This window comes from Rhizobium sp. Leaf306 (assembly GCF_001423425.1).
Classification (GTDB): Bacteria; Pseudomonadota; Alphaproteobacteria; order Rhizobiales; family Rhizobiaceae; genus Neorhizobium; species Neorhizobium soli.
Map to the genome: position 1 here is coordinate 20,711 of NZ_LMNX01000004.1, position 11,544 is coordinate 32,254.

General features: G+C 61.2%; 10 protein-coding genes. 1 reads left to right on the forward strand and 9 read right to left on the reverse strand.

The window, feature by feature from the left end; genetic code table 11:
• Positions 1–64: 64 nt before the first annotated feature.
• The 9 genes from ASG19_RS18265 to kdpF all read right to left on the reverse strand — a co-directional run bounded on the left by ASG19_RS18265 (position 65) and on the right by kdpF (position 10,507).
• Positions 65–490, reverse strand: coding sequence for a plastocyanin/azurin family copper-binding protein (locus ASG19_RS18265; protein WP_062460651.1), 426 nt, complete (start codon positions 488–490; stop codon positions 65–67).
• A gap of 100 nt (positions 491–590) precedes the next feature.
• Positions 591–1,409, reverse strand: coding sequence for a GGDEF domain-containing protein (locus ASG19_RS18270; RefSeq protein WP_062460654.1), 819 nt, complete (start codon positions 1,407–1,409; stop codon positions 591–593).
• A 207-nt stretch (positions 1,410–1,616) separates the two neighbouring features.
• Positions 1,617–2,288, reverse strand: a complete 672-nt coding sequence (locus tag ASG19_RS18275; protein WP_062460656.1) for a DUF2161 domain-containing phosphodiesterase — start codon at positions 2,286–2,288, stop codon at positions 1,617–1,619.
• Between the two features lie 75 nt (positions 2,289–2,363).
• Positions 2,364–3,053, reverse strand: a complete 690-nt coding sequence (locus tag ASG19_RS18280; RefSeq protein WP_062460659.1) for a response regulator transcription factor — start codon at positions 3,051–3,053, stop codon at positions 2,364–2,366.
• Positions 3,050–5,752, reverse strand: a complete 2,703-nt coding sequence (locus ASG19_RS18285) for a sensor histidine kinase KdpD (protein ID WP_062460662.1) — start codon at positions 5,750–5,752, stop codon at positions 3,050–3,052. Before ASG19_RS18285 ends, ASG19_RS18280 begins: the two co-directional genes overlap by 4 nt.
• A 55-nt stretch (positions 5,753–5,807) precedes the next feature.
• Complete coding sequence (gene kdpC, locus ASG19_RS18290; protein ID WP_062460665.1) at positions 5,808–6,374, reverse strand: potassium-transporting ATPase subunit KdpC; 567 nt, start codon at positions 6,372–6,374, stop codon at positions 5,808–5,810.
• A 12-nt stretch (positions 6,375–6,386) separates the two neighbouring features.
• A complete protein-coding gene (gene kdpB / locus ASG19_RS18295; protein ID WP_062460668.1) occupies positions 6,387–8,474 on the reverse strand; it encodes a potassium-transporting ATPase subunit KdpB in 2,088 nt (695 codons plus the stop codon).
• A 206-nt stretch (positions 8,475–8,680) separates the two neighbouring features.
• The gene (gene kdpA / locus ASG19_RS18300; protein WP_062460671.1) at positions 8,681–10,384 is read right to left on the reverse strand and encodes a potassium-transporting ATPase subunit KdpA; all 1,704 of its coding nucleotides are present in this window, start codon (positions 10,382–10,384) and stop codon (positions 8,681–8,683) included.
• A 33-nt stretch (positions 10,385–10,417) separates the two neighbouring features.
• Positions 10,418–10,507, reverse strand: a complete 90-nt coding sequence (kdpF, locus tag ASG19_RS18305) for a K(+)-transporting ATPase subunit F (protein ID WP_062460674.1) — start codon at positions 10,505–10,507, stop codon at positions 10,418–10,420.
• A 405-nt stretch (positions 10,508–10,912) separates the two neighbouring features.
• On the opposite strand from kdpF, the gene ASG19_RS18310 reads away from it, so the two are divergent.
• Positions 10,913–11,377, forward strand: a complete 465-nt coding sequence (locus ASG19_RS18310; protein WP_062460678.1) for a hypothetical protein — start codon at positions 10,913–10,915, stop codon at positions 11,375–11,377.
• The last annotated feature ends 167 nt before the right edge of the window (positions 11,378–11,544 follow it).

Here is an 11,544-nt window from a genome sequence, read left to right on the forward strand (position 1 = left end):
CCTGACGGTCCGATCGTGACTTGACCGCCGCTATGAGGCGGCGGAGCCCACACGCAAGCGGTGATTACTTCGTCACCGTGAGGGTCGCATGCATGCCGGCTTCGTAATGGCCCTTGATGTTGCAAAAGAGCATATACGTTCCGGGGACGAGCTTGGCCTTCAACTGGCCGTCGGCACCGGGCTTCAGATCGGCAACTTCGCCAAGGCTTTTCAGCGTCTTCTCATCGACGCGATGTTTGGCCTTGACTACGGTGAGTGTCTGATCTGGCGACTTCAACTTGACGAGCACCATTTCGTGCTCCTCGGTCGTCGCGTCGTTGTGGACCATAAACGTTGTGTCGCCTGCCGGAACGGTCGTCTGATCCATCGTCAACGTCATCGGCTCACCCGCTTCGCCGGACTCGACAACCTTGACCATAGAGGCGGCCAGTGCAGGCGTTGCAGCAACGAAAAGGGCAAGTGCAATAGCGGTGTTTCGGATTGTGAGCATGGGTTTACCTCCGGTTGTCATCACCGGATGGGTATGACGGCAAGCTGACAGCGGCCTGAACGAATTGGAGCGTGTTCTCACCACCTACCGGAGCAGGCCGTTACATCGTGGCCACCTTATGCGCGTCGAGAATGACCGCGATGTCTTTGCTGTGCACGACACAATTGCGCCCGGACGCCTTGGCAACGAACAGCGCCTTGTCGGAGGCTTGGTAGAGAGCCTCGAACGTAGGGTAGTCCTCCTGGTCCGCAACGCCACCGGACACCGTGATATCGACCTGCCTTTTGCCCGCTTGTATGGGCCGCGCAGCAATCAGGGCCCTGCAGCGGTGCGCGAGCGAGAGACGCTCCGTCGGCGAAAGCGCTGACACGAGGACTGCGAACTCCTCACCACCGATCCGGGCGACGGCACGACTTTGCGAAAAGATCTCGGCGAGCTGATGCGCAACTGCAATGATGGCCTGGTCCCCGATATCGTGGCCAAAGCGGTCGTTGATCGCCTTGAACTTATCGATATCGAACAGGATGAGAGAAGATGCGGCGGGAGCGCGCGTCACCTCATCCAGGAACGCTCGCCGATTCATCAGCCCCGACAACATGTCCGTCCGGCTCAAATGCTCGAAAGCCGCCCGGGAGATCGTGAGGTGATGAATTGCTAGACCAACGATATAGACGATCGAAAATGTCAGCGCCGATGCCACGACAGTCGAGATGATAACCCCAACCGTTGCGGCGGGCACGACGTCATACGGCAGCCATCCCAAGGCATGAAGCGTGTAGTGGGCCGCAACGTTGAGAATGTCGGCAACAACGGTGACGCAAACGGTCATGAGCAATGCGAATGCGAGGACTTTGCGTCGCGTCTCGAACCGGTCCGACGCACAGGCCTGCTTGATGTAGCGGTCGATCAAGGCAAGCATGCGATAATTCCAATACGGTTCGAAGCGACCACGCGGACGCGCCTGGCGGCTTTCAGCTCGCCACACTGAACTACAAACGCATTGAGACTTCGTGAATCCGAACACAAGTTAATTCGCGATTAAGTGTCGCAAATAATTCTCGCATTTCCTCATAAAACTGATGCAGCCATGGAACATTGGTGTAATCGTGGGAGCCCCTGCCCGTAATCAAACGTCAGAAGGGCGGGGATCCGGCTGGGGCCATCTCTGCAGTGCTTCACGGCCAGCGTCGGTGAGGCCGTAGACGCCTCTGTCGAGCCGCTCGAACCATCCATACACGTTGGAAAGCAGGATCTTGCCGGCATCCGGGGCAACCGCCCTGATATCGCGCACGCGGGACGGACCGTTGGAGACCATGGCGGCGCAGCTAAGCGCCTGCTGGCGATAGGCGGTCATGACGGGAACCCGCGTACTGCCGCCCAGCACGGGATCGCCGCGTCTCTTCTGGTGTTCGCGCATCAGCCTGGAACGTCGTTTCGGATTGGTCCGCGGCATCGGCGACACGGAGCCGACGATGACGCTCACATCTCCTGCGGCCGAAACGCCGAGAATACCGATGCCAAGCCGGCGGCAGAGGTCGCGGTACCGCTTGTCCGTTTCGCGGCCCTTGCCCTTCAGCGAAAGCTTTGCCGCAATCCACACCTCGTCCGCGATAGCCGCCCTGTCGACCGCCTGGAGAATAAGCTCCAGATTGAAGCTCAGCTTGAGCTCGCAGATGACGACGACGGTGGGATCGCCCTCACTCAGACCAACGAGATCACAGCCGCCAACTTCGCCCTTCACCACATAGCCTGCAGTCTCGAGAAAGGATTTGACCGGTAGATAGAGGGAGGTTTCCATGGATGCGCATCACAGTCGGGAATCAGGCTGCAGACATACACCGATCAACCGGCCAGATCACCCCGCGGCCGGATTTCAGCTTTCGGCCAGCCGGTAGCCGACGCCCGTTTCGGTCAGGATGTATCGCGGCTGGTCGGGCATTTCCTCGATCTTCTGACGGATCTGGCGCACGTAGATGCGTAGATACTGGATGTCGGTGATCTCCCCCCAGACCTGGTCGATGAGGTATCGGTGGGTCAGCACGCGCCCCGCATGCTGCACGAGGATCCGCAGGATGTCGTATTCCTTGCGCGAGAATTTTACCTCCTCGCCCTTCACCTTGACCACGCGTCGGACAAGATCGACACTGAGGTCACCCGTCTGGAAGATCGGCTTTTCGCCCTGGGTCTGCAGCCGGTGGCGCAACGCAACCCGGATCCGCGCAATCAGTTCGTTCATGTTGAACGGCTTGGTAAGGTAATCGTCGGCACCCATTTCCAGCGCCTTGACGATCCCTTCCTCATCCGTCCGGCTCGACAGGATCACGATCGGCAGCGTCAGCCCCTCGGCGCGCCATTTCGCCAGAAGATCGTGCCCGGCCATATCAGGCAGGCCGAGATCCAGCAGAACGAGATCGGGCTGGTCCGCGGCCACGAGTTCCATTGCGGTCCTCGCGTTCGGGGCTTCGATGATGACGAAATCCTGCGTCGAAAGCCCGACCCGCAACAGCTTGCGGATCGGCGGCTCGTCATCGACGACCAGAATTCTCGTGGCGGCCTGGTTCATCGCATGTCTCCGTCAATCTGCAGCTGGGCCGGAATTGGCATACGGATCGTAAAGATCGCGCCCTCACCCGCTTGTCTGTTTCCCGCCGTCAGACGCCCACCCATCGCTTCGATGAAACCGCGGCTGATGGACAGTCCAAGCCCCGTGCCGGCCTTGACATGATCGATCTTGCGCACCCGGTAGAAAGTGTCGAACACCCGTTCCAGGTCGGCATCGGGGATCCCCGGCCCCTCGTCCAGAACGGCGAGGGTGACGTATTTCGCATCTGACCAGCCCAGAACTTCAATCGTTGTGCCCTCTGGCGCATATTTGGCCGCATTGTCGATGAGATTGAAGAGTGCCTGCTCCAGTAGGACCGGATCGCTTCTGATCATCGGCATTTCGGATGGAATAGCCACCTTCAGCTTGTGATCCGCAGTAATTTTCTGCGCCCGCTTCAGTGCTGTCCCGACGATATCGCCGACATAATGAAGCGCAAAGTTTGGCTCCATGGCGCCGGAACCGATGCGCGTCATGTCGAGCAGGTTGACGATGAACCGGTTGAGCCGCTCGGACTCTTCGATCACGGTGGTCAGAAGTTCGTCTCGCGAGTGATCGGTCAGGTTCGCCCCGAAATCCTTGAGCGTGCTCGCCGATCCGAGCACGGCCGAAAGTGGCGTCTTCAGGTCATGCGAAAGCGAGGTCAGCAGTGCGGTGCGCAGTTTGTCCGTCTCGGCGGCAAGCTTTGCCTTGTCGACGTCAGCGACGAGTTGAATGCGCTCGATCGCGAGTGCTGCCTGATCGGCCAGCGCATCGAACAGACGCTGCTGGTCCGGGGTGAGCAACGGTCCCTGCCTGTCGTTGTCGAGCCCGACAACGCCGATCGCCCCGCGTCCTGTGCGCAACGGCAGGTACAACCGCTTGGCGCCGGGTAACGTATCGGCAGCGCGGCCGGCCGGACGATTGTGTTCCCATGTCCATTTCGCAGCCGCGATGTCGGCATCGACAAGCGTGTCATCAGGCGGATAGCCGGCCCGGACGGCAAGGGTGTCGTTCTCGGGCAACAGAATGACGACCCGAACCTTCAGCATGGAGGCGATCTGGAACGCGGTGGCCCAGAGCACGTCGTCAAGCGTTCCCGTGCCGGCGAGCTTTTTCGAGAACAGGTAGAGATCCTCGGTCGTGCGGGCTCTCTGCCGGGCGGCGATCGCCTGCCGTTGAACCGACGCGGCCAGATTGCTCGCGACAACGGCGGTTCCGAGAAACGAAAGAAGCGCAACGACGCTTTCCGGATCACGGATCGTGAACGTGTAGCGCGGCTCGAGAAAGAAGAAATTGAAGGCGAGAGCGCCGATGAAGGACGCATAGAGACCCGGCCCCAGCCCTCCCCGGATTGCCGAAGCGAGCACGCCCATCAGAAAGACGAGCGCCAGGTTCTGCACGTCGAGCGCCCGGTCGAGCAGCGTGCCGATCGCAACCGCCGCCGTCATGAACAGCGATGCGCGGATATAGTGTTTCGGATTGAGCCTTCTCGTCGGCGGCGCTGTCCTGACGCCCGTCGAGACAGCCTCCTCGCTGCCGCCGGACATGACATGAACGCTGATTGCCCCGGAATAGCGGATGAGATCGTGCGTGATCGACCCATCCCACAGCTCTCGCCAGCGCGGCTTGGTCGACTTGCCGATGATCAGGTGATTGAAGTTGTGAGCATTGGCGTAAGCGATGATTTCCCGCGACACCCGCGAGGCCGGCAGCGTCACGGTTTCTGCACCGAGCTGTTCGGCGAGCCGCATCGCAGCCGATAACCGGTCCTTGTCGGCCTCGCCCAGATTGGCAGATCCGGGCGTCTCCAGATGCAGCGCCGTCAAGGGTGCCCGCAGCCTGTCGGCCTGGCGTCTGGCGTAGCGCACCAGCGCCGCGCCGTTTCGGCCATGATCGAGGCAAACGAGAATGCGTTCGCCCGCAGCCCAGGGACCCGCGATGGCATGCGCCTGCATGTGATTGAGGAGCTGATCATCGACCCGCTGCGCCGTGCGACGCAGCGCCAGTTCGCGCAGAGCCGTGAGATTGCCCGGGGAGAAGTAGTTCTCGACCGCACGGCGCGCGGTCGTCGGCAGATAGACCTTGCCGTCATGCAGACGCTTGATCAGATCCTGCGGCGTAATATCGATGATCTCGATATCGTCGGCGCGGTCAATCACCGAGTCCGGTACCGTTTCCCGAACGCGGATGCGCGTGATCTGCGCAACGATGTCGTTCAGGCTCTCGACATGCTGGATATTCAGCGTCGAAAAGACGTCGATGCCGCTGGCGAGAATTTCGAGGACGTCGAGGTAGCGCTTGGGATGGCGGCTGCCGGGGGCGTTGGTGTGGGCCAGTTCGTCGACCAGCACCAGACGCGGGCGTCTCGCGAGGATCGCATCGAGATCCATCTCGTCGAGCTGCTGGCCGCGATAGTCGAACACGCGGCGGGGGATCATTTCGAAACCCTCGACCAGCGCTTCGGTTTCCTTCCGCCCGTGTGTTTCGACCACGCCGATCGCCACATCGATGCCGTCGGCCTTTCGGCTGCGGCCGGACATCAGCATTTCATAGGTCTTGCCGACGCCGGGTGCGGCCCCGAGAAAGATCTTCAGCCGGCCACGCCCCTCCTGCCGGGCGTACTCGAGAAGAGCGTCCGGTGATGGTCTGCTTGCGCCTTCGTGTTTTGCGTCCGGCATGGAGGTCTTTCGTTCCGCAAACGAGCGGCGGCCAAACTGACCGCCGCTCGTTCAACTACGACTTCTCGGCGTCGAGCGCCATATTCAGCGCCAACACATTCACCACTGGCTCACCCAGAAAGCCCAGTTCCCGCTGTTCGATATGCCGCTCGACTAGGGCGCGAACGGCCCCTTCATCCATGCTGCGCGCCCTTGCAACACGCTGTACCTGAAACAGCGCCGCTTCCGGCGAGATATGCGGATCGAGACCACTGCCCGATGCGGTGACGAGGTCGATCGGCACATCCGCGCCCGGGTTGGTCGCTTTCGCAGCCTCCGTGTCGGCCTTCACGCGGTCGATCAGCTTCTGGCTGGTCGGGCCGAGGTTGGAACCGGACGACGAGGCTGCGTTATAGCCATCGCCTGCAGCGGACGGGCGACCATGGAAATACTGCTCGCCGGTGAAAGCCTGGCCGATCAGCGCGGAGCCGACGACCTTTCCATTCTGTTCGATCAGGCTGCCATTCGCCTGGACGGGGAAGATCGCCTGGGCGATGCCGGTCATGGCAAACGGATAGACAAGACCGGTGATGACGGTGACGGCAACGATCATGACGATTGCCGGACGGATCTGTTTCAACATGACGAATGCTCCTTAGGCAAGACCGATGGTTGTGATGACCATGTCGATCGCCTTGATGGCAAAGAAGGGAAGGATGATACCGCCGAGGCCGTAGATCAGAAGGTTGCGCGACAGCAGCGCACCGGCGCCGACGGCGCGGTATTTGACGCCGCGCAGCGACAGCGGGATCAGGGCAACGATGATCAGCGCGTTGAAGATGATCGCCGACAGAATGGCGCTTTGCGGTGTCGCCAGCCCCATCACGTTGAGGACGCCGAGCTGCGGATAGAAGGCCAGGAACATGGCCGGGATGATCGCGAAATACTTGGCGATGTCGTTGGCGATCGAAAACGTCGTCAGCGCGCCGCGGGTCATCAGCAACTGTTTGCCGATCTCGACGATTTCGATGAGCTTGGTCGGATCGCTGTCGAGATCGACCATGTTGCCGGCTTCGCGGGCCGCCACCGTGCCGGTGTTCATCGCCACGCCGACATCGGCCTGGGCGAGCGCCGGCGCATCGTTGGTGCCGTCGCCGCACATGGCGACCAGCTTGCCCTTGGCCTGCTCCTCGCGGATCAGCGACAGCTTGTTTTCCGGCGTTGCCTGGGCAAGGAAGTCGTCGACCCCCGCCTCGGCCGCAATCGCTGCCGCCGTCATCGGATTGTCGCCGGTGATCATCACGGTGCGGATGCCCATGCGGCGCAATTCGGCAAACCGCTCGCGGATGCCGCCCTTGACGATATCCTTGAGCTGGATGACGCCGAGCAGCCTTCCGCCCCGGGCAACGGCCAGCGGCGTACCGCCGGCCTTGGCGATCTCGTCGGCAATCGCCTGGCATTCCACCAGGACGGCGTCCTGCGTGACGGGCCCACCGGCCACGGCATTCTGGCGGATATAGGAAAGGATGGAATCGACCGCACCCTTGCGGATCTGCTCTCCGTCCAGATCGACACCGCTCATGCGGGTCTGTGCCGTGAAGGGAACGAAGGTAGCCTTCAGGCTCGCCATGTCGCGGCTGCGGATGGCGTATTTTTCCTTGGCAAGCACGACGACGGAACGTCCCTCAGGAGTTTCGTCGGCCAGCGAGGCGAGTTGCGCCGCATCGGCAAGATCCTGTTCCGATACGCCTTTGACCGGACGGAAGGACGTCGCCTGGCGATTGCCGAGCGTGATCGTGCCAGTCTTGTCGAGCAGAAGCGTATCCACATCGCCGGCAGCCTCAACCGCGCGGCCGGACATGGCGAGCACGTTGAAGCGCACCAGGCGGTCCATGCCGGCAATGCCGATTGCCGACAACAGCGCGCCGATCGTCGTCGGGATCAGCGTCACGAACAGCGCGACCAGCACGATGACGGGGATGGAGCCGCCGGCATAGGAGGCGAACGCCGGAATGGTCGCAGTTGCCAGAACGAAGATCAGCGTCATGCCCGCGAGAAGGATGTTGAGCGCGATTTCGTTCGGGGTCTTCTGACGTTCCGCGCCTTCGACGAGCGAAATCATCCGGTCGATAAAGGTCGAACCGGCGGCTGCCGTGATGCGCACGCGGATCCAGTCGGACAGGACTTGCGTGCCGCCTGTCACAGCCGAGCGGTCACCACCGGATTCGCGGATGACCGGAGCAGATTCACCCGTGATCGCGGCTTCGTTGACGGAGGCGACGCCCTCGATCACTTCCCCATCCGAGGGAATGATGTCCCCGGCTTCGACGAGAACGATGTCGTTCAGCTTGAGAGTGGTGCCGGCGACCATCTGGAAATCGGTCCGCTCTTTGCCGGTGAGAAGTTTTGCCTGGACCTCGGTGCGGGCCTTGCGCAGCGATTCCGCCTGCGCCTTGCCACGTCCTTCGGCAACGGCTTCCGCGAAATTGGCGAACAGGACGGTGAACCAGAGCCAGATGTTGAGCTGCAGGGAGAAGCCCAGGTCGTCACTGCCGGCGGCAAGATCGCGCAGGAACAGCACGGTGGTCAGCACCGACACGGTGGCCACGACGAACATGACCGGGTTTTTGACGAGGGTTTTCGGGTTCAGCTTGGTGAAAGCACCGCCGATTGCCGGAACGAGGATGCGCTTGTCCAGGATACTTGCGGATCTTGGTGCGCTATCGGATTTTGCCTGGCTCATATGAGGCTCCAGCCTTGGAAAGGGAGGCGACCGGGAAAAGGTCAGCCACGAAGGATTTCTAGTGTTGCGACGATGGCGAGCAGGGCCGTCATCATCACGAGAATGGCGTTCGATCCGCACCACCAGCGGGGGACCGTCCCGCCACGCTTTGGCGTGACGGGAGGAGACTGTGCGGGGTGCGTCTGACGGTGACCCATGGCGTGACCTCAGAACGTCTGGCCGGCGATCATCATCAGGTGCTCGACGACAGGACCGAGCGCCAGTGACGGCAGGAAGGTCAGGCCACCGACGATCATGATCGTGCCGACCAGCAGACCGACAAACAGGGGGCCGTCGGTCGGGAACGTGCCGGCAGACGCCGGAACCGTCTTCTTGGCGACCAGCGAACCGGCAATTGCCAGCGCCGGAATGATGACCAGGAAGCGGCCCATCAGCATGCCGATGCCGAGCGTGATGTTGAACCAGGGCGTGTTGGCCGACAGTCCCCCGAAGGCGGAGCCGTTATTGGCGGCAGCCGAGGTATAGGCATAGAGGATCTCGGAGAAGCCGTGCGGACCGGCCGTCCCGATCGAGGCGACCGCCGAGGGCAGGACGCTGGCGACAGCCGTGAAGATCAGCATGGCGAGCGGCAGGCAGAGAATGGCGAGAAGTGCCATCTTCATGTCCTTGCCCTCGATCTTCTTGCCCAGATATTCCGGCGTGCGGCCAACCATCAGACCTGCCACGAAGACGGCGACGATGATGAACAGCACGATGCCGTAGAAGCCCGCGCCGACACCGCCGACGATGACTTCGCCGAGCTGCATGTTGATCAGAGGAATAAGTCCGCCGAGTGCCGTGAACGAGCCATGCATGGCATTGACCGCGCCGCAGGAGGCCGCCGTGGTGATGACCGCAAACAGCGACGACATGACGACGCCGAAGCGGACTTCCTTGCCCTCCATGTTGCCGCCGGAAAGGCCGAGCGTATGCATGATCGGGTTTCCGGACGCTTCTGCCCAGTAGACAACGGTGACGCCTGCCAGAAACAGGATGCCCATCGAGGCGAGGATCGCCCAGCCCTGGCGCTGATTGCCGACCATCCGGCCGAACACGTTGGTAAAGGCGGCACCGATCGCAAAGATCGACAGCATCTGGATCATGTTGGAAATGCTGTCGGGGTTTTCGAAAGGATGCGCCGAGTTGGCGTTGAAGAAACCGCCGCCATTCGTGCCGAGCATCTTGATGGCAAGCTGCGACGCGACAGGGCCGACGGCGATCGTCTGCTGGACGCCTTCAAGCGTCGTGGCATTGACGTATGCCGAAAACGTCTGGGGAACGCCGAGCGAGACATAGATGAGCGTCAGCAAGACGCAGAGCGGCAAGAGGATGTAGAGCGTGGCACGGGTCGTATCGACCCAGAAATTGCCGATCGCCTTGCCCGATGCCCGCGAAAACGCGCGAATGAGGCCGATGGCGATCGCCATGCCTGTCGCAGCCGAGGCAAAGTTCTGCACCGCGAGCCCAGTCATCTGGCTGAAATAGGACATGGTGCTTTCGCCGCCGTAACTCTGCCAGTTGGTATTGGCGACAAAGCTGACGGAGGTGTTGAACGACAATTCCGGTCCGGGCGATGCGAGACCTGCCGGGTTCATCGGCAGAACGTCCTGCAGCCGCAGGATACCGTAGAGCAGCAGGAAACCGGCGAGATTGAACATCAGCACGGAAAACGCATAGGCGGTCCAGTGCTGCTCTTCACGCTCGCTGGTGCCGGCCAGCGCGTAAAGCCCGCGTTCGATCGGACCGAACACGGGGGAGAGAAAGGTGCGCCCGCCGGAAAACACAAGGGCCATATAGGCCCCGAGCGGTTTGACGAGCAGAAGGAGGATCCCGCAATAGACGAGGATCTGTAGCCATCCGTTGAAGGTCATGGGAAGAGACTTTCGGGCAAGCTGAAGCTTTGGTCAGAAGCGTTCGGGGCGAATGAGAGCATAGGTGAGGTAGAGGGCGAGGAAGACGGTCACACCGCCGCCGAGGATATAATCGAGGGTCATGGCATCCCTCTCAAAGCCTGTCGCAGGCGCGGGTATAGACCGAGCAGAGACCGAAGAAGCCAACAGTCGCCGCGACGAGAATAAGGTCCATCATTGTTCTGGAATCCTGGTTGTTCGTGGTGTCAGCCAGGAAGGGCGTCGTTCTGATAACGCGTCATTCTCTCTCCGGCTGGAGACGATCACGATCCGTCTCGTCCTCAATATGCGGCGGAACCCCATAGGGATTCGAGATGGCCCAGAAGCCTAAGAAATATAAACCGCATAGGAATTTGCCCGCACGCTCGCGTGTCGGTATCTTGCTGTCGGCCGCTTAGGGCATGGCCTTTGCGGAGTTCCCGTTGCGGTTTAACCTCCAAATCCTTACATATACGGAGTTGATATCACTCCGGAAAAGACAGGTGCGCGATGATTTGGGTAATAGGCGCAGCAGCCGTCGTGGTTCTCTTCCTGTACTCGCGACGGGCGGGCATCGCGGCGGTCGCCGTTCTGGCGGTGCTTTATGTCGGGCTCTTGCTGATGTCGGGCCAGATCAATTCGCACGTGCCGACCAACCAATCCGTCGCTGTGGTCGCAAGCTCCTCAGGCGCGACCTGCCAGGCACCCGGCGCGCCCGTCTCCGTTACCTTCACCAACAACGCGGACAGACAGCTGCTCGCGACATCCTTCACGCTGAGTGCGCGCCAGGCGGGTCACAGCTCGCTGATCTACAGGGCAACGCTTCGAAGCGACAAGATCATCGAGCCGGGCGGCAGCTGGACCGAGTGCTACGGCCTCAATCCGCTGTCGTTTTCCGAACGGGACGTCCACTACAACCCCAGCGACCTCGAATGGTCGGCCGAGGTCTCGCTCTCGCGATTTGCGTCCAGCTAATCGTTTCCGGGACAAACCGTGCCGCAACGACTTGCGGTTTTGCTTGGCTTGAACGCTTCCACTTTCCCCGTCAGCGTGACCCGCAAACGGCTGTCGCGAATTATTTTTGCGTCACCGCTCGATAAGTTTTGTTCCAAGCGCATTTACACTGTCATGCCTGGCTTCTG

Coding starts and splice junctions, on each gene's coding strand:
- kdpB (WP_062460668.1), bottom strand. CDS start 8,474: ATGAGCCAGGCAAAATCCGATAGCGCACCAAGATCCGCAAGTATCCTG.
- ASG19_RS18310 (WP_062460678.1), top strand. CDS start 10,913: ATGATTTGGGTAATAGGCGCAGCAGCCGTCGTGGTTCTCTTCCTGTAC.
- ASG19_RS18275 (WP_062460656.1), bottom strand. CDS start 2,288: ATGGAAACCTCCCTCTATCTACCGGTCAAATCCTTTCTCGAGACTGCA.
- ASG19_RS18270 (WP_062460654.1), bottom strand. CDS start 1,409: ATGCTTGCCTTGATCGACCGCTACATCAAGCAGGCCTGTGCGTCGGAC.
- ASG19_RS18265 (WP_062460651.1), bottom strand. CDS start 490: ATGCTCACAATCCGAAACACCGCTATTGCACTTGCCCTTTTCGTTGCT.
- ASG19_RS18285 (WP_062460662.1), bottom strand. CDS start 5,752: ATGCCGGACGCAAAACACGAAGGCGCAAGCAGACCATCACCGGACGCT.
- kdpF (WP_062460674.1), bottom strand. CDS start 10,507: ATGACCCTCGATTATATCCTCGGCGGCGGTGTGACCGTCTTCCTCGCC.
- ASG19_RS18280 (WP_062460659.1), bottom strand. CDS start 3,053: ATGAACCAGGCCGCCACGAGAATTCTGGTCGTCGATGACGAGCCGCCG.
- kdpA (WP_062460671.1), bottom strand. CDS start 10,384: ATGACCTTCAACGGATGGCTACAGATCCTCGTCTATTGCGGGATCCTC.
- kdpC (WP_062460665.1), bottom strand. CDS start 6,374: ATGTTGAAACAGATCCGTCCGGCAATCGTCATGATCGTTGCCGTCACC.